Raw genomic sequence first — 21,777 nt, forward strand, 5'->3', positions numbered from 1 at the left:
CGGTGTCAATTAATAAGAGGGAGGGGTTTATAAAGTGAAGACAGTTATAGAAGGTGTGTATAGTCCTTGTTATGGAAAAGTAGAGAAGTTATTTGTTACGGAAAGTTCTTACGTATACGAGTGGGAGAAATTAGCGTTAATTGAAACAATAGATAAACAGAAAGTAGAAATTAAGATAGGAATCAGTGGTTATATTGAATCATTAGAAGTAGTAGAAGGACAAGCTATTGCTGATCAAAAGTTATTAATAACAGTAAGGGATGACCTTTTAGTAACAGGCAGTGATTAATGTAAGTGATATGTATTTTTGCTATTTTCAATCATTATTTTTACGGTGAATAATTTTAAAAACGCTTACATTAAATGGATTGGCAAAGTGAAAAGGGGGGATTTATATGATGGATCAAAACCAAGGATTAAAAAGAGAATTGAAAAGCAGGCACATATTTATGATTGCACTCGGTGGAGTTATTGGTACAGGACTTTTTTTAGGATCAGGTTATACGATTCATGAAGCTGGACCTGGAGGAGCAATTGTAGCGTATCTTGTCGGTGGATTTGTAATGTATTTAACGATGCTCTGTCTTGGAGAGTTAGCGGTTGCGATGCCTGACGCAGGGTCTTATCAAACGTATGCGACAAAGCATATTTCTCCTGCAGCAGGTTATGTAGTGGGATGGATGTCGTGGTTAAACTGGTCTGCTACGATAGGTATTGAATTAATTGCAGTTAGTATTTTGATGAAACGTTGGTTTCCTGATGTACCGTCATGGATTTGGTGTGTAGTGTTCGCGGTACTGCTCTTTGCTATTAATGCGTTATCTTCAAGAAGTTTTGCGGAAGTGGAATTTTGGTTTGCAAGTATTAAAGTAATTACAATTATTGCATTTATTATTTTGGGCGGGGCAGCAATGTTTGGGTTTCTAGATATGAAAGGGAATGAACCAGCGCCAATGTTCTCTAGCTTTACTGATTATGGTGGATTGTTTCCAAATGGATTATCAGCCATTTTAATTACAATGATTGCAGTTAATTTTTCTTTCCAAGGAACAGAATTAGTTGGTATTGCAGCAGGTGAGAGTGAAAATCCAGAGAAAACGATCCCGAAGGCAATTAACAATACAGTTTGGCGTATACTTGTTTTCTTTGTACTATCTATTTTTATTCTTGCTGGACTATTCCCTTGGCAGCAAGCAGGAGTAATAGAAAGTCCATTCGTAGTTGTATTTGATAAAATTGGTATTCCTTATGCAGCAGATATTATAAATTTCGTTATTATTACAGCAGTACTATCCGTTGCGAATTCAGGATTATATGCAACTTCGCGTATGCTATGGTCTATGTCTAATCAAGGAATGATTAGTCCAATTTTTGGAAAGTTATCTAAAAACGGTGTTCCTATTTATGCATTAATCGTAAGCACAATTGTAGGGTGTCTCTCACTACTATCAGGTATTTATGCGGAAGATACAGTTTATTTATGGCTGCTTTCTATCGCTGGATTCGGAGCGATACTAGTTTGGGCATCTATTGCTTTATCAAATTTATTAGCTAGAAGGTCATACATGAAGCGGGGCGGGGATGTTAAGGACTTGAAATTTAAAACACCATTGTATCCATTTGTACCACTTCTTGCGTTAGTATTAAATTTAACAGTAATCGTTGGCATGGCCTTTATTCCAGAACAAAGAATGGCATTGTATTGTGGTATTCCATTTATGATTGTTTGCTTACTGTTTTATCGTGCTACAAGAAATAAGGGAAGTAATGTAGAGCATATTGAAAAGACAAATACAACGGAAGTAGAGAGTTTATAATAGTGATTAATTAGGAGACTGTAAAATTGTAAACAGTCTCTTTTTTTGTGAAAATAAAGCTGGAAACATACTATGTATGCAAAGGGGAATTAGCGATGAATCCAGAAGTTTCGCAGTTGTTAAAACAAATAGATTCAAGGAAAGAGGAATTACTAGAACTTACAAAAACTTTAATTCGTTTTGAAACACCAGCACCGCCAGCGAGAAATACAAATGAAGCACAAGAATTTGTTGCAGAGTTTTTAAGAAAACGAAATTTTAGTATTGATAAATGGGATGTATATCCGAATGATCCGAATGTTGTTGGGGTAAAAAAAGGGATAAAAAGTGACTCATATAAAAGTCTTATTATTAATGGACATATGGATGTAGCCGAAGTGTCAGCAGATGAGGCGTGGGAAACAAATCCATTTGATCCATTTATAAAAGATGGCTGGTTAGTTGGACGTGGCGCAGCAGATATGAAAGGTGGGCTGGCTGGAGCGCTATTTGCCATTCAACTTTTACAAGAAGCTGGTATTGAATTACCTGGAGATTTAACTTTTCAATCGGTAATTGGAGAAGAAGTTGGAGAAGCAGGTACACTTCAATGCTGCAAAAGGGGTTACGATGCTGATTTTGCAGTAGTAGTGGATACGAGCGATTTACATATGCAAGGACAAGGCGGTGTCATTACTGGATGGATTACAGTGAAAAGTCCACAAACGTTTCATGATGCAACGCGCAGACAAATGATCCATGCTGGAGGACGTTTATTTGGAGCGAGTGCGATTGAAAAAATGATGAAAATTGTACAAAGCTTACAAGAATTAGAGCGCCACTGGGCAGTCATGAAAACATATGAAGGCTATCCATCTGGAACAACAACAATTAATCCAGCTGTTATTGAGGGAGGAAGGCATGCGGCGTTTATTGCGGATGAGTGCCGATTGTGGATAACAGTGCACTTCTATCCGAATGAAACACATGAACAAATAATAAACGAAATTGAAGAGTATATTGGAAAGGTGGCAGCTGCCGATCCATGGTTAAGTGAAAATCCGCCACAATTTAAGTGGGGCGGAGAATCAATGATTGTAGATCGTGGTGAAATTTTTCCTTCATTAGAAGTAGATAGTGAACATAAAGCTGTAAAAAAACTTAGCTCAGTACACGAGTCTATTCTATCAAAAAATGCAATTTTAGATATGTCTGCAACGGTAACTGATGGCGGTTGGTTTAGTGAGTTTCACATTCCAGCGATTATATATGGACCAGGTACATTAGAAGAAGCACATTCTGTAAATGAGAAAGTTGAAATTGAACAGTTAATTGAATTTACAAAAGTGATAACAACATTTATATATGAATGGTGCCACACGAAAAAATAGATTTGTATAGTAAAATCGTACGAGTATGTATACTTGTACGATTTTTTAGTGAACTATTTCAGAGTTGAATATAAACAACTGAAATAGTTCTTTATTTTGCTATGTCTTTCGTTTCATTTCAATTAATTTCTCTTTCGCTAATTCAACGGCAATCGCATCATCTAAATAGCCAATTGGAAAGAGATAGTCGGGAATAATATCTGTCGATAATATGAAATAAAGTAATGCGCTCCCAAGAACTGCACGTTCTTCTTTTGAAATGGCTTCATTACAAAATTGTTGATACATATCTGTTAATTGTTCAATAAAAGGACCAGCACTATCAATTTGCTCTAATTTGCTTGCAAAACTGTCATGAATACGTTTTTCGCCTTCTGTTGTCTGGGCATAGCGTTCGTAATTTTCGAGTTCTTGTTTTACGCGAGTTGTAGTGTAATCGAAATCGAATAAGTTAGAGGATTGTAAAGTTTGCTGAATGGTATCAAGAGATGTGTACATATCCGTTTTTTCTTTATTTATGTGAGGAGAATCAGGGTACATTTCATCAAATAACAATTGGGGTGGAACTTGAAGACATTCTGCAAATTTTTGTAGATGTTTTTGTTTTGGCGGTTGTTTGCCATTAATAATTCTTGAGACTGTTGCAGGATCAATATTTGTAAGTATTCCTAGTTGGCGCATAGATAGGGCGCGTTCTTTTAAAAGTTTTTTTATTAATTTACCAAGCCGATCATTCGGGTTTTCATTAGCCATAGTGTAGGCACTCCTTTTTTAGTGTTGAAAAAATGTTGAGCATTTATTACAAGTATATGAAACAGACAGGCACAGTTGCTCAACATTTTCATAATATGCATTGAAAAGTGAGAAAAAGGGGTGACTATTTATGAGTACGGCAGGCTTATTTTCAATTTTTTTAATCGGGATCGCTTCTAATTTAGATAATGCAGGTGTTGGAATTGCGTATGGCATTCGTAAAATTCGTATTTCGTGGTTTAACAATTTTATCATCGCATTCTTCGGGTTTTTATTTACTTTACTAGCTGGATTTTTTGGGAACTGGATTGCGTTATTTATTTCAGAGTTTACAGCAAACCTGATTGGAGCAATCGTTTTAGGGATAATCGGGGTGTTTATTTTATGTCAGCCTTTCTTGAGTCAAAAAAATACTGTAGGTTCTAAAGATGATAATGTACTTATGGGAATTTTACGTGATCCAGAAAAAGCAGATTTTGATGGCTCTAAAACAATTAGTTTTTCTGAAGCACTTGTTTTAGGAGTTGCATTATCTATTAATAATATTGCAGGTGGGTTTGATGCTGGGGTAACAAATTTAAATCTTTGGCTTACAGCGACTATTTCTGGGGTGTTTAGTTTTATTTGCATAAGTGGTTTTGTATATGTAGGGAAACGATATTTAGCAGCATACTTAGGGAAATGGGCGACGGTTATTGCAGGAGTGTTATTAATACTTATTGGGATTGATCAGTTGTTGTAAAAATAGAAAAACAATGTTCGAGCATTTCCTCGGAAATACTTGAATAAGTTGCATATATCGACATCGGATATTTACTTCTTAATAAATAAAAAGCACCTACATACTACATAGGTGCTTTTTAGCGTATGTCTTCAATTAATTGCTCTGATTCTTCATGCATACTGTATTCACTTAACACTTGGATGCAAAGCCACTTTAATTCCTCAATCGTGTGCTCAAGTTCTTCAGGAAGCACATGATGAATGTCTTCAAGTCCCATCCCGAAATGAATAAGTTCAAGTACTTGATCATCGATGTTCCGATCCATTAATAATTCAAGTACTTCTAAATTGAATATGTATCGGTGAGCTTCGTCGAGTGAAACAACTTTTAACTTCAAGCTTTCTACAATACTCAATATAAAAAGAAGGATTGTTTTTTCAAGAACAGGTTGTTTTCCCATTTGAAATATTAGTTTCATCTTTCACACCTCCACATATAGCGCTAGGTTGTACTATATTATTCAGGAGGGGGGAACAAATATGCATGATATAGAGAAACTTTCAGCACTGTTTTTGTAAGAGGATTGATAACTGACAAAAGTGAGGTTTTGGTGAAATAAAAAATCCTGCTAGTATAGCAGGATAACTCGCGATTAAAAAATACTCCAACCTTCTTGAGCAGAAAGAAGTTCAAGAATTTTAAAACCAGCAATACTATTTCCGTTTGCATCTAAAGCTGGTCCGAAAATGCCGATTCCCATATCGCCTTTTACGCAGCCGAAAATACCACCCGCTACACCACTTTTGGCAGGGATACCAACGCGTATTGCAAATTCACCAGATTCGTTATACATACCACATGTGACCATAAATGTTTTACAGATTTTTGTAATATGTTTAGGGATAATTTGTTTTTTCTTATATGGATCATATCCATCCATTGCAAAAATTAAGCCGATACGTGCTAAATCGATGCAGTTTACTTCAACTGCGCATTGACGAGTATATAAATCCATAAGTTCTTCAATATCACAATCGATAATACCGTTTTGTTTCATATAATAGCAAAGCGAACGATTTAGATAAGCTGTCTCTAATTCTGAATCGGCAACTTTAGAGGAATAATTAATAGTAGGGTTATCTGTTATTTCACGTACAAAATGAAGAATACGTTCCATTTTTTCCTCGTTATCTTTTCCTGCTAACATGCTTGTAATAGCTAATGCTCCTGCATTTATCATTGGATTAAGGGGTTTGGATGGACTTGTCGTTTCTAACTTAATAATAGAATTAAATGGGTCACCCGTTGGTTCCATTCCAACTTTAGAAAATACATATTCTTCACCACGGTCTAAAAGGGCAAGGGCAAGTGTGATTACTTTGGAAATACTTTGAAGAGTAAATAGTGTTTGTGAGTTGCCTGCATGGATATATTCTGTTTCTTTATGGAAAATGGCAATCCCTAAATCGTCTGGATTTGCATTTCCTAGTTCGGGGATATAAGTAGCAAGTTTTCCTTTTTTCGTATATGGTTTTACTTGTTCTAACAACTGTTGTAAGTTGTTTGTTTCAATGCACTGCATAGTACCAACGCTCCTATTTCGAATTAACTAAGTTTACTTTTCCCGATATGCTCGGAAATAAATAATAACATGAAAAAGTGGAATGATAAAACGAAAGTTTAATGTGCTATAATAGGTCTTTCGTTTCGAGTATTGTGTATTTTTAAAAGGAGAATTTTCCTTTTATATAACAGTTTGGAAATAGGAGATTTATCCATAAAAAGTTCAGAAATAAAAACTACACATCTATACAACTATATGTTATTATGGTTATGTAATAGAAAGCGTTTTCTAAAGCGTACTTATAATGATAACGATTTCATAAATTTAATTAGGGGGAATTAAAATGTTGCAGTTTTTACAACGTATTGGTAAAGCTTTAATGCTTCCGATCGCAGTACTACCAGCAGCAGGATTATTGCTTCGTCTAGGACAAGAAGACGTATTAAACATTCCTGTTATGGCACAGGCCGGTGCAGCAATTTTTGATAATTTAGCACTTATTTTTGCAATTGGTGTTGCAATCGGTTTATCTATTGACGGTAGTGGTGCAGCTGGTCTTGCAGGTGCAATTGGTTATTTAGTTATGAAGAATACAACTAATGCTTTAAGTGTTACTTACTCAACAGCAGAACTAAATGATAAATTAAAAAGTGTTCAAGATTTAGTCGGTTCAGTAGATCCAACTAAATTAGCGGATACGATGAATAAAGTTTCTAAAGCAGCAGCTTTGACGCCCAAAATAAATATGGCCATACTCGGTGGTATTATTGCCGGGGTTATCGCTGGATTACTATACAACAAATTCCATAAGATTAAACTACCAGAATGGTTAGGGTTCTTCGCTGGAAAACGTTTCGTACCAATCATTACTTCTATTGTAATGCTTCTTTTAGGATTAGTATTCGGTCAAATTTGGCCAACAATCCAAACTGGTATTGATGCAGTATCACACGGTATCGTAAACTTAGGTTCAATCGGTGCAGGGTTATTCGGATTATTAAACCGTTTATTAATTCCAATCGGTTTACATCACGTAATGAACACATACTTCTGGTTTGTACTTGGTGACTTTACAAATGCAGCTGGCGATCTTGTTCATGGTGATATCGCTCGTTTCTTTGCAAAAGATCCATCAGCGGGTATGTTTATGACTGGTTTCTTCCCAGTTATGATGTTTGGTTTACCAGCAGCTTGTTTCGCAATGATTGCGGCTGCTAAACCAGAAAAACGTAAAGCAGTTACTGGTATGTTAGCTGGTTTAGCGTTAACTTCATTCTTAACTGGTATTACAGAGCCAATCGAATTCTCGTTCATGTTCTTATCACCAGTATTATATGGTGTGCATGCAGTATTAACAGGTCTTTCTTTATTCATAACAACATCACTTGGCATTCGTGATGGTTTCACATTTAGTGCAGGTGCTATTGATTATGTTATTAACTTTGGTATTGCAACAAAACCTGTATTATTAGCAGGTATCGGTTTAATTTATGCAGCAATTTACTTTGCAGTATTCTACTTCTTAATTAAGAAGTTCAACTTAAAAACTCCAGGTCGTGAAGATGACGATGAGTTAGTTGAAGATGCGGATGCACCAGTTGCAGGTTCAATTGGTGAAACTTACGTAGCAGCTTTAGGCGGAAAAGAAAACTTAACAGTTATTGATAACTGTGCAACACGTCTACGCTTACAAGTGAAAGATGCTGGTCAAGTAAACGAAGCGGCACTAAAACGTGCGGGTGCAAAAGGTGTTATGAAATTGAGTGACACAAGTGTACAAGTTATCGTAGGTACAAATGTTGAATCTGTTGCCGATGATATGAAAAAACACGTATAAATAATTAGATAAGAGGATATCCAAAAAAATTGATAACATCAGTTTTTTAGAGGATATCCTCTTTTTTTATGTTGAAAATTTAACGGGAATCTTACTTTTGTAAATTTTCTTTTTCTTTTTTGTATATATAGGTTGGTAATATGTGCAGTGCGTGATAAAGTAGGGATGATATAGAATGGATTATCCATAATCTACTAAAATGAAACTTTAGTAGAGGAAGTAAATTATTGGTGAATAAGGGGAAAAAGGCAATTATGGATCAGGAAAAAAATAATGCGAATGGGAAAGCACGTCGGCCGATTGTATACATAAAAAGAACAATCATTCTCGTCTTACTATTATTACTTGTATATTTTATGTATACAAAAATTGTTGCGCATAATAAGAAAGAAGAAACTTTAAAAGCGGCAGCAGAAATGAAGAAACAAGAAGAGCTAAAAAAGAAAGAAGAAAAAAAGAAACAAGACGTACAGAAGCAAAAACAAAAAGAGCAGGAAGAACAAGTGAAGCAAGCGCAAGCTGCGGAACAGCCTGCTGAAGGACCACCTCAAGAAATTAATGAAAACGCTCAATTGGACCAGTATTTACAAAACGCAGGATTTAGCGGGACAGCTGTTATTGTGAAGAACGGAAAAGTTCTTCTGAATAAAGGGTACGGTATGGCAAATAAAGAGCAGCAAGTACCGAATAATTCAGAGACGACTTTTTATATTGGTTCTATTTCAAAGGCGTTTGTAGCAACTGCTATTATGCAATTGAAAGATCAAAATAAATTACAAGTTGAAGATACTGTTGCGAAGTATATTCCAGATTTTCCACAAGGTAATAGTATTCAGCTAAAACATCTATTAACACATACATCAGGGATTCCAGAATATGAGCAAGGAAAAGAAGATATTTCCCATGAAGAACTGATAAAGCGGATAGGAAATCAAAAGCGTATTGGTGGTTCAGGAGAGAAGTGGAAGTATTCCGATTCGAACTACTCTATACTTGCATACATTGCCGAGAAGGTAAGTGGACAGTCGCTTGAAGAATATATTAAACAACATATTTTTGCTACTGCCGGTATGAAACATTCTGGTTTTGGCACAGCGTTAGAACAAACAAGATTCCCATCAACGGGTTATAAAATAGTAAATAATAATATGACAACACCTAATATTCCGAGCATGTCACAACTATATGGTTGTGGTGATATATATACGAGTGCACATGATTTATATTTATTTAACGAAGCGTTATACTCTGGAAAGTTAATTTCAAAAGCGAGTTATGATCAAATGTTTACAGCCGTGAAAAAAGATTACGGATTTGGCTGGTACGTAGACCCAGGAAGCTATTCGAATCACGGTGTAATGCCAGGTTGGAATTGTTTAAATGGATTTAGTAAAAATGGTAGTGTGTATGTTGTTTTATTATCTAACATTCAAAACAACATTAAATCATTTGGTAAAGTGAATAATGACATTTATACGATGTTGCGAAATATTGAAGTGTAAGAAACTATCCTTTTGGATAGTTTTTTTTTGCCCTGAAACAAATATTTCTTTTAGAAAATGTATGCCTTACCTATCACAAAAATATCTATTTTGTATACATTAAGATGTATGGATGTAAAATTTTATAATCTAAAAATAATAGGAGGAGAAGTGTATGTGTCTGTTCAGAAAATATTGGCATAAATTATCAAGATTGTTTAATAGACAATTAAGCTATTTTTTAGATGATAAATTATTGCCTGCTGTGGAACGACTTTTATTTTCGCAAAACTTTGCAAGGTTTATTCAAAGAAACTCTAAGCAAGCTACGGAAGAATTTATAAAATCAAGCCAATTTCAATCTATTATTTGCAACATTTTAAAAGAATGCAATACATCACCTTTTAAAGAAATTGCAAAGCAGTATTTAGGTAAAAATGTTGAAATTACGGTGACAGTTGGACAATTAACAGGCGTTATTGTAGCAGTCGGTGATGATTTCTTAACATTGCAAGAAGGTATAGGAACTGAAGTTTTATTACCATTTACAAGTATTATATCAATTAAAGAAGTGTAAGAAAGGAGAGCTATATATGTTATTTACTGATGAATTACGTAACCATGTTGGTGAATTAGTGCAAGTTGTGACAGCTGTAGAAATTGTTACAGGCATTCTTTTATCTGTGACAGATGGGGCGGTAAGTGTTCGTACTTCTCCTTCTTATGGACCACCGGAAGATGTAATTGTGCGTACTCCTATTATTGCTTATGTTCGCTTGGAAGGGTAAGCGTGATACAAGTATGAGAGTATCAGTTGTTATTCCAGCGCACAATGAAGCGAGTACTTTATCACAAGTTTTAGTAGAAGTGGAGAAGCTCAAGCCTTACGAAATTATTGTAGTAGATAATGGCTCGACAGATGGAACGAAAGACATAGCGTTACAACATCATTGTCACGTGATTTATTATAAACATTCTCTTGGCAATGATGTTGGACGGGCTATTGGAGCTAGAGAAGCAAAAGGTGAAATTGTTTTGTTTTTAGATGGTGATATTGTTATTGATAGTAAAGAGTTACAACGTTTCGTGAAAGGAATTCGACAAGGGCATCAAATTGTTGTGAATAATTTAACATGGTCGGTTTATTTAAAGATGAGACCACATTATACGACAGTTGGAAAGTTCATGTTGAATCGTTATTTGAATAAAAAGGAGCTTGTTGTTGGATCTTTAATTGCAATTCCACATGCGATGAGCAGGGAAGTTATCGAGAAACTTGGGTGGTGGAATTTAGCAGATCCAGCACTATTTCAAGCGATAGCGATGTCTAGAGGAGTAGATATTGTTGATACGGCTTCGGTCGATGTAATTCACACAAATAAGGTTCGTCCTGTGCATACAGGAACATCACCTGGTTCTCCTTATCCGAAAGCGACTAGCCGTATTATGGGTGATCATTTACGTGCTTTGCAATATGTAATCGAAACATATGGTAAACGCGGCGGTTTTTCGGAGGGAAACAGGGATAGGGAGTTTATAGGGAACTATAAACCAGTTGTATTAAAGAAGGAAAAAGCGAAATATAGTGCGATTATACCAGTGTCAGAAGAAAAAATGACGATAAGATTTGTTATACAAGAAGTAAAAAAAGCAGGGGTAGATGAAATTATTGTTGTCGCGAATGGAGCAGATTTTGAGACTGTTAAACAGGCAAAGCTAGAGAATGTTATTGTTGTTGAATTCGGGGAGGCGCTTGGACATAATGTAGCACGAGCGATAGGTGCCATGCATGCTACGGCAGATATTTGTTTATTCGTTGATGGTGATTTTGTTATTCCAGCAAAAAAGCTCACTCCATTTTTGCAAGCTGTTGAAGATGGAAGTGACGTGGTTTTAAATGATTTACAATGCTTATTAGATATGTTTCATCCTGCAGATCCAATTAGTATGGGGAAATATTTTGTGAATTTAGTAGCGAAAAGACCGGATTTATGGAATAACTCATTAACGGCAGTACCACATGCTATGCATAAAAGGGTAATAGAGAAAATAGGATATGACTCGCTTGTTATTCCGCCATTAGCTCAAATGAAAGCTATTTTGGAGGTTTTTTCTATTACAGCAGTAGAATTTGTAGATGTTATAAAAACCAATCGGGTACGCCCGGAGCAACATGGATTTGTAAATGGACGTATTCCGGCATTTGACCGTATTTTCGGTGATCAACTTGAGGCGATTGCTTATCTATTACAATATACAGACGAACGTGGGAGTTTTACAGATGGAGATCGCGATAGAGACACTATTCAACAATTGAGAAAGGAAGAAAAGAATACAGATGAATGCTAGTAGTAAAGTAGCTATTATTGGATTAGGGTATGTTGGTCTTCCTTTGGCAGTCCATTTTGCAGAAAGAGGACATACCGTACTTGGATTAGATAAAGATACTAGAAAAATAGAATCGATTATAAAAGGAGAAAGTTATATTCCAGATGTTTCTTCTAAAGTGTTGCAAAGTTTATTGACTAAAAATAAATTAATAGTAAATACACCAGATAAAGGTATTACTGATTTCCAAAGTAGTGATTATGTTATTGTTACTGTTCCAACTCCAATTAATGAACGAAGAGAACCAGATTTAAGTGCCCTCATTTCAGCTTCGCATTATATACAACAAAATCTCCAAAAAGGACAAACCTTCATTTTTGAAAGTTCCACATATCCAGGCACACTTGAGGAAGTTATTATTCCTATTATTTCTCAAGCTGGCCAAAAGGTAGGAGAAGATTTCTATATCGGATATTCCCCTGAGAGAATTGATCCAGCAAATAGTCAATATTCAGTTCAATCTATTCCAAAAGTTATTAGTGGACAAACAGAAAAGTGTAAACAAAAAGTACAGGATTTATATAGTACCATTTTTGACGTAGTTGTACCTGTTAGTTCGCCGAAAGTAGCAGAGATGTGTAAGCTATTTGAAAATATTCAGCGCTTAGTTAACATCTCTTTAGTAAATGAGTTAAACACATTATGTGAAAGTTTAGGGATTGATTTTTATGAGGCCATTGAAGCGGCATCTACAAAACCTTTTGGATTTACTCCGTATTGGCCAGGACCAGGGATAGGGGGGCACTGTATTCCCGTAGACCCCTTATATTTTCAATGGAGAATAAAAAAGAATGGGGCAATTAGTCAATTAATTGAGGCGGCACATGTAATTAATGAAGAAATGCCAGAGAAAATAGTCCGGAAAGTAAAGGGTATGGTGCAATCACCCGGACTAGTTTTAATTGTAGGAATCGCATATAAGAAAGATGTAAATGATTTGAGAGAATCACCGGCTTTGCCAATTATTCAATTACTAATAAAAGAAGGATACGAGATAAAATACCATGATTCATATATTTCTTCCGCGGAAATTGGAGATAAGGTGTATCAATCTGTTGCTTTGGATGAACAAACAGTTAAAGAGGCAGGTTGTATTTTAATTTTAACTGACCACTCTAATATCGATTGGAAGCTTTTTAAAGGAATGAACCGAGTAATAGATACAAGGGGAATTATAAAGAAGGTGAGTGTATGAGTAAGAAATGTTTAATTACAGGTGGGGCCGGATTTATTGGATCTCATTTAGCTGAAGAGTTGGTGAGAAGGGGTTATGAAGTCACAATTGTGGATAACTTCTATAAAGGGAAAAATAAGTATCATAATGAGCTAATGAGAGAGATTCGAGTTATTCCAATAAGTGTTTTAGATAAAAATTCTATTTATGAATTAGTAAATCAACATGATGTAGTGTTTCATTTAGCAGCAATTTTAGGTGTTAAAACGACAATGGAAAAAAGTATAGAGCTCATTGAAACGAATTTTGACGGAACGAGAAATATTTTACAAGCAGCATTAAAAGGAAAGAAGAAAGTAGTTTTTGCATCTACTTCAGAAGTGTATGGTAAAGGCAAACCGCCTTTCTCTGAAGAAGGAGATCGATTGTATGGGGCAACTTCTAAAATTCGTTGGAGTTATGCAGTTTGTAAAACGTTAGAAGAAACATTATGTTTAGGATACGCATTAGAAGGCTTACCTGTAACGATTGTTCGTTATTTTAATATTTATGGTCCAAGAGCGAAAGATGGTCCATATGCAGGGGTAATCCCGCGATTTATCCGTGCAGCTTTGCAAGGAGAAGACATTCTCGTATATGGAGATGGAAAGCAGACACGTTGCTTTACGTATGTGAGTGATGCGGTAGAAGCCACAATTCGAGCAATGGATGAGAAGGTAAATGGTGAGATTATTAATATAGGTTCTGAGAACGAACAGAGTATAAAAGAAGTAGCAGAAACAATAAAAAAACTAACGAAATCTTCTTCGAAAATTGTAAAAGTTCCTTTTGAGGAAGTATATCCACATGGCTTTGAAGAAATTCCGAATAGAAGGCCGAACGTAACAAAGTTAAGAGAACTTGTTCAATTTCAAGCGACAGTAACGTGGGAACAAGGATTGAAAGAAACTATTAAATGGTTTCGTGAAGAAAACAATGGCTAAGTCGCTATCAGTTATTATTCCTGCAAGTAATGAAGTAGATACGATTTCAGACGTTATTCAATCGGTAAAACCGTTAAATCCAGTAGAGATTATTGTCATAGCAAATGGTTGTAATGATGGTACAGAAGAGGTTGCTGATCAGCTAGGTTGTAAAGTAATCAGGTATACAGAACTATTAGGAAACGATGTAGGGCGTGCAGTTGGCGCAAAACATGCGATAGGTGATGTATTACTATTTATAGATGGGGACTTTGCTATTCCAACTTCCAAATTACAATTGTTTCTTAATCCAATTTTACATGATCAGACTGACATCGTTTTAAATAATTTGGACGCATTGTTTTTAAAGAAACAAAAACCCCATTCCGTTACAGTGTGGCGTCAAATATTAAATGCAATGTTAGAGCGTGAAGAATTAAAGATAGATTCTTTATTATCTGTACCTCATGCGTTGACGAAAGAAGTCGTCCAAAGTATTGGATATGAATGTTTAGTTAATCCTATTGTAGCTCATTTACGTATAGCACAAAGTAAATGGAGAATTAACCGTCATTGTGCTATTGATGTTATTACGCCGAATAAATTTCGACCGATTGAACATGCTGCATATGGAACGAACCTTTCTCAATCTGAAAGACGAATGATAGGTGATCATATAGAAGCAGTTGCAGAACGAATAGTAAGCAGTGATATACGCGGGGGATATTATGATGGAAATAGGAAAAGGGATAGCGTCTATCATACTTTAAATTTCGAAGATTTTTATCAAGGATGGGGCGTTACATCCAATTTGTATAGAGAAAAGCAACTATCGGTTGTTATTCCTGTACAAAATGAAGAGAAAACAATTGGAAAGGTTATAGAAGAGCTTCGTAAAATTGAACCTTTTGAAATAATCGTTGTCGTAAATGGTTCGTCAGATAAAACAGCAACGATTGCAAAAGACAAAGGCGCAACAACCATTGTATATAAAGAAGCCCTTGGAAACGATGTAGGGCGTTCACTTGGAACTTATTTTGCAAAAGGAGAAATTGTGTTATTTATAGATGGTGATTTTGTTATTCCAGCTAGTGAACTATATCCTTTTGCAAAAGCTATTGCAGATGGAAAGGACGTCGCATTAAATGATTTAAATCATTATTTAGATTTAAGAGTACCACTTCATCTTGTAACTGCATTTAAGTATGCACTAAATTTAGCTTGTGATAGAAAGGATTTAGGGGTAGGCTCACTTATTGCGGTACCTAATGCATTTAGCCACAAGTGTTTGAAAGCAATTGGATATACATCTTTATTGTCACCTTGTGTAGCACAGGTGAAGGCTCTTCTTTCTGGATTTGAAATTGCATGTGTATGTCGTGTTGAGGTTGATAAGATGAACCGTATTCGTCCCAGTGAACATTTTGCAAAAATAGGTCATCCTCCAGCTGTACTTCGAATTATAGGTGATCATATAGAAGGACTAGAGCAAATAATTGCATCAACAGACAATCGTGGCGGATTCTATGATGGCAATAGAAAAAGAGATGTTTTATAGAAGTAACAAAAAAAGTGTACAACATGTGTACACTTTTTTGTTCTGTTATAAAAACTATAACAGATTAGGAGATAAGAGTATTACAGCTCTACAATGGGTATTGTTCTTATATTACAAAATAGGACTCGTATATAAGGATACCAAAAAAATACAATTAAGGAAAGGGTTAATTTTAAAGACTTTTAAATGAAGTTAACACTATATATATAGTAGTTTGCTCAACATTTCACAAACATGTCACAACTATTTCGTTCACTTTCGTAAAAAAGTAGTATTCTAAGTGTGTAAGCTGTTATATAAAAAATCTTAGTCCTGTACTAATCAAAAATGGAGGAGATTAGGATGACTCAAGTATTAGAAAATGTTAAAAACGCATGGGAAAACTTTAAAGGTGAAAAATGGAAAGCAGAGATTGATGTTCGCGATTTCATTTTAAATAATGTAAACGTTTTCGAAGGAGACGAATCTTTCTTAGCAGAAGCAACTGAAGCAACGAAACAACTTTGGGATCAAGTAATGGATTTAACAACAAAAGAACGTGAAAACGGTGGCGTTCTTGATATGGATACAAAAATTGTTTCTTCTATTACATCACATGACCCAGGATACTTAAATAAAGATATTGAAAAAGTAGTCGGTTTCCAAACTGATAAACCATTTAAACGTTCTTTACAACCATATGGTGGTATTCGTATGGCAGAACAAGCTTGTGAATCTTATGGGTACGAAATGGACAAAGAACTTAGTCGTATTTTTAGAGATTGGAGAAAGACTCATAACCAAGGTGTATTTGATGCTTATACACCAGAAATGAGAAATGCACGTAAATCAGGTGTTATTACTGGTCTTCCAGATGCATACGGTCGTGGACGCATTATCGGTGACTATCGACGCGTAGCATTATATGGTATTGATCATTTAATTGAAGCGAAAAAAGCTGATTTGAATTTAACTGGTGGTGTAATGAGCGAAGATACAATGCGTTTACGCGAAGAGTTATCTGAGCAAATGCGTGCACTTCAAGAACTAAAACAAATGGCTGCTTCTCATGGTTTCGATATTTCTAAACCAGCAACAAATGCACAAGAAGCATTCCAGTGGTTATACTTCGCATATCTTGCAGCGATTAAAGAGCAAAACGGAGCTGCAATGAGTCTTGGACGTACTTCTACATTCTTAGATATTTACATTGAAAGAGATTTAGCAAATGGTACTTTAACAGAAGAAGAAGTACAAGAAATTGTAGATCACTTCATTATGAAATTACGTCTTGTGAAATTCGCAAGAACACCTGATTATAATGAATTATTCTCTGGTGACCCAACTTGGGTAACTGAATCTATCGGTGGTATGGCATTAGATGGTCGTCCATTAGTAACAAAGAACTCATTCCGTTTCTTGCATACATTAGATAATTTAGGACCAGCTCCAGAACCGAATTTAACAGTTCTTTGGTCTAAACAATTACCAGAGAACTTTAAAAACTACTGTGCGAAAATGTCCATCAAAACATCAGCAATTCAATATGAAAATGATGACATTATGCGTGCTGATTACGGCGATGATTACGGAATTGCTTGTTGTGTATCTGCAATGAGAATCGGTAAGCAAATGCAGTTCTTCGGAGCTCGTGCAAACTTAGCGAAAGCATTATTATATGCAATTAACGGTGGTAAAGATGAAAAATCAAAAGCACAAGTTGGTCCTGAGTACGCACCAATTACTTCTGAAGTACTAAATTACGAAGAAGTTATGCATAAGTTTGATATGACAATGGAATGGTTAGCGGGTCTATATTTAAACACATTAAATGTTATCCATTACATGCATGATAAATATAGTTATGAACGTATTGAAATGGCACTTCATGATACAAATGTTCTTCGTACAATGGCAACAGGTATCGCGGGTCTATCTGTAGTAGCAGACTCATTAAGTGCAATTAAATACGCACAAGTAAAACCAATCCGTGATGAAAATGGTATTGCAGTTGACTTCGAGATTGAAGGAGACTTCCCAAAATACGGTAACAATGATGATCGTGTAGATGAGATCGCTGTAAATCTCGTGAAAACATTTATGAATAAACTGCGTAAACATAAAACATATCGTAATTCCGTTCATACAATGTCAATTTTAACTATTACATCTAACGTTGTATACGGTAAGAAAACTGGTAACACTCCAGATGGACGCCGTACTGGAGAACCATTTGCACCAGGTGCAAATCCAATGCATGGACGTGATACAAAAGGTGCATTAGCTTCATTATTATCTGTAGCTAAATTACCATATGAAGATGCACAAGATGGTATTTCTAATACATTCTCTATTATTCCAAAAGCACTTGGTAAAGAAGATGATGTACAAGTACGTAACTTAGTATCTATGCTTGATGGCTATGCAGTAAAAGAAGGCCATCACTTAAATATTAACGTATTTAATCGTGAAACATTAATGGATGCAATGGAACATCCTGAGAAATATCCACAATTAACAATTCGCGTATCTGGTTACGCTGTAAACTTTATTAAATTAACTCGTGAACAACAAATTGATGTAATTAACCGTACAATGCATGAAAGCATGTAAATGAAAAAAGTGTCCCTTCGCTTTTAATACATAGCGAAGGGAGGCTGTTTCAATAAAGGAGGAAGTAACATGGTAAAAGGAAGAATACATTCTGTAGAGTCTTGTGGTACTGTTGATGGCCCAGGGATTCGTTATGTCATATTTACACAAGGGTGTTTATTACGTTGTCAATATTGTCATAATGCTGATACGTGGGAAATCGGTAAAGGTAAAGAAATAACAGTTGAAGAAGTGATGCAGGATGTGACATGTTACCTTCCATTTATTGAAGCCTCCGGAGGCGGTATAACAGTTAGCGGTGGAGAGCCATTATTACAGCTAGACTTTTTAATTGAGTTGTTTAAAAAGTGTAAAGAGGATGGTATCCATACAACAATCGACTCTTCTGGTGGGTGTTATTCTGAGGAACCAGAATTCCAAAATAAGCTAGATATTTTAATGGATTATACAGATTTAGTTTTATTGGATTTGAAACATATCGATTCCAAAAAGCATCGTAAATTAACAGGGAAACCAAATGAACATATTTTACAATTTGCTCGTTATTTATCGGATAAGAATAAAGCGATTTGGGTACGACACGTATTAGTTCCTGGTGTTACGGATAATGAAGAGGATCTACAAAAACTATCTAGCTTTATTCAAAGTCTGTCTAATGTTCAAAAAGTTGAAGTGTTACCATATCATAAGCTTGGTGTATATAAATGGGAGGCGCTTGGACACAAGTACCCACTCGCAAATGTAGAACCACCTACTGAGAAAAATGTAGAACATGCTAAACATATTTTACAAGCGGTCTAATCCAAATATTGGATTAGGCTTTTTGCTTTCTTTACAATAAAATCTAGAGTATATATTGATAAAAGAGTATACTGAAAGTAGAATATCCATAATTTTGTACGGACTAAGTGGATAAATTTACATAATTGTAAAGGGAAATCAAAATAGTAAAAAGAATTAAGAAGTAAAAGAGTGAGTATCATGGAATAGAGAAGATTTGTAAGTTATTGCGAAAGCTCTTATAGGAAAGTATAATGTAAAGATATGAGCACAGATAGGATTAAGGGGTCAATCTTATATGCTTTGCATATCCACGACAGGTACATAGCTGAAAAGGGAATTATTAGAATCTGTTTATGTAATTTTTAAGGAAAATGTTTTTCCTATTGTCGTATATGCAATATGGAGAAACAAAAAGCTAGGAGTGGATTTGTTTGATAAAAAACCCCAAGGTTTTAATATTAACTGCACATTACGGTAATGGTCATGTGCAAGTAGCAAAAACATTAGAACAAACATTTCGCCAAAAAGGAATTGAAGATGTTATTGTATGCGACTTGTTTGGAGAATCACATCCATTTATAACTGACATTACAAAATATCTATATTTAAAAAGTTATACAATAGGAAAAGAATTATATCGTTTGTTTTATTACGGGGTAGAAAAAATTTATGATAAGAAAATAGCATCTTGGTATGCGAACTTTGGAAGAAAACGTTTGAAAACACTGTTACAGGTGGAGAAACCTGATATTGTAATTAATACATTTCCAATTATTGCTGTACCAGAATTGAAAAAACAAACGGGGATTTCAATTCCTGTCTATAACGTATTAACGGATTTTTGCGTGCACAAAATATGGATTCATCGAGAAGTAGATCGTTATTTTGTTGCAACGGATCACGTGAAAGAATTGATGGTTGATATCGGTGTACCTGCGGAACAAATTGTTGAAACAGGAATTCCAATTCGGAGTAGTTTTGAGTTAAAGGTAAATTCAGACATCATATATAATAAATATCAGTTATGTAAGAATAAAAAGATTTTACTAATTGTAGCAGGTGCTCATGGGGTATTAGGAAATGTAAAAGAACTATGCCAATCATTTATGTCAGTGCCTAATTTACAAGTAGTTGTCGTTTGTGGAAAAAATGAAGCTTTAAAACATGATTTATTAAGTTTACAGAAGCAAAATTCCGATGCATTAAAAGTGTTTGGGTATGTTGAAAATATTGATGAATTATTCCGAGTTACTTCTTGTATGATTACGAAGCCAGGCGGAATAACATTAAGTGAAGCAGCAGCGTTGCAAGTACCTGTCATTTTATATAAGCCTGTTCCAGGACAAGAAAATGAAAATGCGATGTACTTTGAAAAAAAAGGAGCAGCAGTTGTCATTCGCGATGATAGTGAGGTTTTCGCAAAAACAGAGGCATTATTACAAGATGATGTGAAGCTTCTTCAAATGAAAGAAGCAATGAAAAGCATCTATCTTCCAGAGCCAGCTGGTCATATTGTAGATGCAATTTTGGCAGAAAATCATGCAGAACCGCGTCATATACCTATTAAATCACCTGCTCTTGCACAATCTTTTACTTAATATGAAACCCTCTTTGTATATGTAAAGAGGGTTCTTTATTATTTTCAAAGAAAATTTAGCCAGTTATCCACAAAAAAATGCGCTTTCATTAAACAGTAAAGTCGGAATATTAACAACTATATCCACATTGTCCACAATTTTTAGAAAAATATCCACAATTAAAACAGCTGATATATGCTTTAATATAGAAAAATATTAAGTATTTTTGAAAATTACTAACAATTGCATCAGTTTTGTGGATAAAGTTGTCCACAGCAAAAAGACCCCTTATGCATAAGCATAAGGGGTCTTTTTGCTTACTTCTATCAGTCGAGAAAATTATGTAATGAAAATGAATAATTAGGGGGGAAACTTCTAATTATTCATTTTCACTTTAAATGCTTTTCGAGCGATATCCTGCTGCACGATCTGCTTTTTGAAATTCGCGTTGATAGAGAACTTCTTGTGTACTAGATAATGTGTTTTTTGCTTTATCACGTTTCTTTTTATCCATTACAAATCACCTCGTGTCTTAAAGTTACTATTTATCGTTTCCAAAGACATGAGGGGATATACGCATATGGAAAATGTTAATGATTGATTATCATTTCAGAAAATTTAGATTATGCTTCTTTTAATTGATGAGCATCTTGGAAGGTTGTATCTCGCATTGTAGCAAGTGTGTATTGATCTTTTGGAATTTCATATAAGTTATATACTTCTTCGTTTGCGTTAATTTCATCATATACGGCTTTTCTTGTTTCGTTTGCTAGATTCACATATTGCAGTTTTTCTGCAGCTTTAATAGAACGAATATTTATTTTACGAATACGCATGAAAATTGTTTCAATATCTAATTCGTAGAAAAGTTCACTAAAAAATGAATCTTTTGCCAATTTATTATAGCCTTTTCCATGATATGGTTTGCCAAGCCATGTCCCGAGAAATCCAGCTTTTTCTTGCACATCAAATAAAGTAATTGTTCCGATAGGGTTACCCCATTCATCTAAAATTGTGCGTGAAATTAATTCACCACGCTCTTCAGCTTCAATCGTTTGTTTCGTTAAGAATAAATATTCTTCATAAGAATAAGCCTTTTGACGCACAAAAGGGAAGACAGCTGGATCCACCATTAACTCGTATAGAACGTGGCTGTCGTGTAAGTCGCGTTTTTTCAACATACTAACTCCTCCTCAC

21 protein-coding genes are annotated in these 21,777 nt (G+C 35.1%); 16 read left to right on the forward strand and 5 right to left on the reverse strand.

Annotation, left to right across the window (positions count from 1 at the left end; translation table 11 throughout):
* Nucleotides 1–34 precede the first annotated feature (34 nt).
* From MHH27_RS02825 to MHH27_RS02835, 3 genes are all read left to right on the forward strand, one after another.
* Nucleotides 35–289: a biotin/lipoyl-containing protein gene (locus tag MHH27_RS02825; RefSeq protein WP_000859489.1), complete on the forward strand. Its 255-nt coding sequence runs from the start codon at nucleotides 35–37 to the stop codon at nucleotides 287–289.
* Nucleotides 290–395: 106 nt separating this feature from the next.
* Nucleotides 396–1,817: an amino acid permease gene (locus MHH27_RS02830; protein ID WP_000969253.1), complete on the forward strand. Its 1,422-nt coding sequence runs from the start codon at nucleotides 396–398 to the stop codon at nucleotides 1,815–1,817.
* Between the two features lie 95 nt (nucleotides 1,818–1,912).
* On the forward strand, nucleotides 1,913–3,187 hold the full coding sequence (locus MHH27_RS02835; protein WP_098235996.1) for an acetylornithine deacetylase: 1,275 nt from the start codon (nucleotides 1,913–1,915) through the stop codon (nucleotides 3,185–3,187).
* 99 nt (nucleotides 3,188–3,286) lie between these two features.
* Here MHH27_RS02835 and MHH27_RS02840 read toward each other — a convergent pair whose 3' ends face one another.
* Nucleotides 3,287–3,940, reverse strand: coding sequence for a DUF1232 domain-containing protein (locus MHH27_RS02840; protein ID WP_001262770.1), 654 nt, complete (start codon nucleotides 3,938–3,940; stop codon nucleotides 3,287–3,289).
* Nucleotides 3,941–4,070: 130 nt separating this feature from the next.
* On the opposite strand from MHH27_RS02840, the gene ytaF reads away from it, so the two are divergent.
* Nucleotides 4,071–4,682 (forward strand): sporulation membrane protein YtaF, encoded by a 612-nt coding sequence (gene ytaF, locus MHH27_RS02845; protein ID WP_098235995.1) that lies wholly within the window; start codon nucleotides 4,071–4,073, stop codon nucleotides 4,680–4,682.
* Between the two features lie 118 nt (nucleotides 4,683–4,800).
* Here the strand turns inward: ytaF and MHH27_RS02850 are convergent, their stop codons facing one another.
* Nucleotides 4,801–5,142 carry a DUF3969 family protein gene (locus MHH27_RS02850; RefSeq protein ID WP_000766603.1) on the reverse strand — a complete coding sequence of 114 codons (342 nt, stop codon included), beginning with the start codon at nucleotides 5,140–5,142 and terminating at the stop codon, nucleotides 4,801–4,803.
* 174 nt (nucleotides 5,143–5,316) lie between these two features.
* Nucleotides 5,317–6,246: a glutaminase A gene (glsA, locus tag MHH27_RS02855; RefSeq protein ID WP_001149850.1), complete on the reverse strand. Its 930-nt coding sequence runs from the start codon at nucleotides 6,244–6,246 to the stop codon at nucleotides 5,317–5,319.
* A gap of 325 nt (nucleotides 6,247–6,571) precedes the next feature.
* On the opposite strand from glsA, the gene nagE reads away from it, so the two are divergent.
* From nagE to MHH27_RS02915, 12 genes are all read left to right on the forward strand, one after another.
* A complete protein-coding gene (nagE, locus tag MHH27_RS02860) occupies nucleotides 6,572–8,065 on the forward strand; it encodes an N-acetylglucosamine-specific PTS transporter subunit IIBC (protein ID WP_097961686.1) in 1,494 nt (497 codons plus the stop codon).
* A 254-nt stretch (nucleotides 8,066–8,319) separates the two neighbouring features.
* Nucleotides 8,320–9,567: a serine hydrolase domain-containing protein gene (locus MHH27_RS02865; protein ID WP_340941601.1), complete on the forward strand. Its 1,248-nt coding sequence runs from the start codon at nucleotides 8,320–8,322 to the stop codon at nucleotides 9,565–9,567.
* Nucleotides 9,568–9,721: 154 nt separating this feature from the next.
* On the forward strand, nucleotides 9,722–10,123 hold the full coding sequence (locus MHH27_RS02870) for a hypothetical protein (RefSeq protein ID WP_000335542.1): 402 nt from the start codon (nucleotides 9,722–9,724) through the stop codon (nucleotides 10,121–10,123).
* Between the two features lie 16 nt (nucleotides 10,124–10,139).
* A complete protein-coding gene (locus MHH27_RS02875; protein ID WP_000899476.1) occupies nucleotides 10,140–10,334 on the forward strand; it encodes a hypothetical protein in 195 nt (64 codons plus the stop codon).
* Nucleotides 10,335–10,347: 13 nt separating this feature from the next.
* A complete protein-coding gene (locus MHH27_RS02880) occupies nucleotides 10,348–11,895 on the forward strand; it encodes a glycosyltransferase family 2 protein (RefSeq protein ID WP_025118422.1) in 1,548 nt (515 codons plus the stop codon).
* A complete protein-coding gene (locus MHH27_RS02885; protein ID WP_000994262.1) occupies nucleotides 11,885–13,129 on the forward strand; it encodes a nucleotide sugar dehydrogenase in 1,245 nt (414 codons plus the stop codon). The genes MHH27_RS02880 and MHH27_RS02885 overlap by 11 nt, the downstream gene beginning before the upstream one ends.
* Nucleotides 13,126–14,091 carry an NAD-dependent epimerase/dehydratase family protein gene (locus MHH27_RS02890; RefSeq protein WP_098251048.1) on the forward strand — a complete coding sequence of 322 codons (966 nt, stop codon included), beginning with the start codon at nucleotides 13,126–13,128 and terminating at the stop codon, nucleotides 14,089–14,091. Before MHH27_RS02885 ends, MHH27_RS02890 begins: the two co-directional genes overlap by 4 nt.
* A complete protein-coding gene (locus tag MHH27_RS02895) occupies nucleotides 14,084–15,628 on the forward strand; it encodes a glycosyltransferase family 2 protein (RefSeq protein ID WP_340944809.1) in 1,545 nt (514 codons plus the stop codon). Before MHH27_RS02890 ends, MHH27_RS02895 begins: the two co-directional genes overlap by 8 nt.
* Nucleotides 15,597–15,818, forward strand: a complete 222-nt coding sequence (locus tag MHH27_RS02900; protein ID WP_002094217.1) for a hypothetical protein — start codon at nucleotides 15,597–15,599, stop codon at nucleotides 15,816–15,818. The genes MHH27_RS02895 and MHH27_RS02900 overlap by 32 nt, the downstream gene beginning before the upstream one ends.
* 152 nt (nucleotides 15,819–15,970) lie before the next feature.
* Nucleotides 15,971–18,220: a formate C-acetyltransferase gene (pflB, locus tag MHH27_RS02905; protein WP_000195468.1), complete on the forward strand. Its 2,250-nt coding sequence runs from the start codon at nucleotides 15,971–15,973 to the stop codon at nucleotides 18,218–18,220.
* A 69-nt stretch (nucleotides 18,221–18,289) separates the two neighbouring features.
* On the forward strand, nucleotides 18,290–19,021 hold the full coding sequence (pflA, locus tag MHH27_RS02910) for a pyruvate formate-lyase-activating protein (RefSeq protein WP_098251047.1): 732 nt from the start codon (nucleotides 18,290–18,292) through the stop codon (nucleotides 19,019–19,021).
* A gap of 413 nt (nucleotides 19,022–19,434) precedes the next feature.
* Nucleotides 19,435–20,601: a diglucosyl diacylglycerol synthase gene (locus MHH27_RS02915; RefSeq protein WP_000594694.1), complete on the forward strand. Its 1,167-nt coding sequence runs from the start codon at nucleotides 19,435–19,437 to the stop codon at nucleotides 20,599–20,601.
* 373 nt (nucleotides 20,602–20,974) lie between these two features.
* Here MHH27_RS02915 and MHH27_RS02920 read toward each other — a convergent pair whose 3' ends face one another.
* Both MHH27_RS02920 and MHH27_RS02925 read right to left on the reverse strand, forming a co-directional pair.
* Nucleotides 20,975–21,094, reverse strand: coding sequence for a YfhE family protein (locus MHH27_RS02920; protein WP_000358482.1), 120 nt, complete (start codon nucleotides 21,092–21,094; stop codon nucleotides 20,975–20,977).
* A gap of 109 nt (nucleotides 21,095–21,203) precedes the next feature.
* Nucleotides 21,204–21,761 (reverse strand): GNAT family N-acetyltransferase, encoded by a 558-nt coding sequence (locus tag MHH27_RS02925; protein ID WP_000914737.1) that lies wholly within the window; start codon nucleotides 21,759–21,761, stop codon nucleotides 21,204–21,206.
* Between the last annotated feature and the right edge of the window lie 16 nt (nucleotides 21,762–21,777).

It is taken from the genome of Bacillus sp. FSL L8-0152, assembly GCF_038006365.1.
Lineage (GTDB): Bacteria > Bacillota > Bacilli > Bacillales > Bacillaceae_G > Bacillus_A > Bacillus_A cereus.

Coding starts and splice junctions, on each gene's coding strand:
- MHH27_RS02830 (WP_000969253.1), top strand. CDS start 396: ATGATGGATCAAAACCAAGGATTAAAAAGAGAATTGAAAAGCAGGCAC.
- MHH27_RS02835 (WP_098235996.1), top strand. CDS start 1,913: ATGAATCCAGAAGTTTCGCAGTTGTTAAAACAAATAGATTCAAGGAAA.
- MHH27_RS02840 (WP_001262770.1), bottom strand. CDS start 3,940: ATGGCTAATGAAAACCCGAATGATCGGCTTGGTAAATTAATAAAAAAA.
- ytaF (WP_098235995.1), top strand. CDS start 4,071: ATGAGTACGGCAGGCTTATTTTCAATTTTTTTAATCGGGATCGCTTCT.
- MHH27_RS02850 (WP_000766603.1), bottom strand. CDS start 5,142: ATGAAACTAATATTTCAAATGGGAAAACAACCTGTTCTTGAAAAAACA.
- glsA (WP_001149850.1), bottom strand. CDS start 6,246: ATGCAGTGCATTGAAACAAACAACTTACAACAGTTGTTAGAACAAGTA.
- nagE (WP_097961686.1), top strand. CDS start 6,572: ATGTTGCAGTTTTTACAACGTATTGGTAAAGCTTTAATGCTTCCGATC.
- MHH27_RS02865 (WP_340941601.1), top strand. CDS start 8,320: ATGGATCAGGAAAAAAATAATGCGAATGGGAAAGCACGTCGGCCGATT.
- MHH27_RS02870 (WP_000335542.1), top strand. CDS start 9,722: ATGTGTCTGTTCAGAAAATATTGGCATAAATTATCAAGATTGTTTAAT.
- MHH27_RS02875 (WP_000899476.1), top strand. CDS start 10,140: ATGTTATTTACTGATGAATTACGTAACCATGTTGGTGAATTAGTGCAA.
- MHH27_RS02880 (WP_025118422.1), top strand. CDS start 10,348: ATGAGAGTATCAGTTGTTATTCCAGCGCACAATGAAGCGAGTACTTTA.
- MHH27_RS02885 (WP_000994262.1), top strand. CDS start 11,885: ATGAATGCTAGTAGTAAAGTAGCTATTATTGGATTAGGGTATGTTGGT.
- MHH27_RS02890 (WP_098251048.1), top strand. CDS start 13,126: ATGAGTAAGAAATGTTTAATTACAGGTGGGGCCGGATTTATTGGATCT.
- MHH27_RS02895 (WP_340944809.1), top strand. CDS start 14,084: ATGGCTAAGTCGCTATCAGTTATTATTCCTGCAAGTAATGAAGTAGAT.
- MHH27_RS02900 (WP_002094217.1), top strand. CDS start 15,597: ATGATGGCAATAGAAAAAGAGATGTTTTATAGAAGTAACAAAAAAAGT.
- pflB (WP_000195468.1), top strand. CDS start 15,971: ATGACTCAAGTATTAGAAAATGTTAAAAACGCATGGGAAAACTTTAAA.
- pflA (WP_098251047.1), top strand. CDS start 18,290: ATGGTAAAAGGAAGAATACATTCTGTAGAGTCTTGTGGTACTGTTGAT.
- MHH27_RS02920 (WP_000358482.1), bottom strand. CDS start 21,094: ATGGATAAAAAGAAACGTGATAAAGCAAAAAACACATTATCTAGTACA.
- MHH27_RS02925 (WP_000914737.1), bottom strand. CDS start 21,761: ATGTTGAAAAAACGCGACTTACACGACAGCCACGTTCTATACGAGTTA.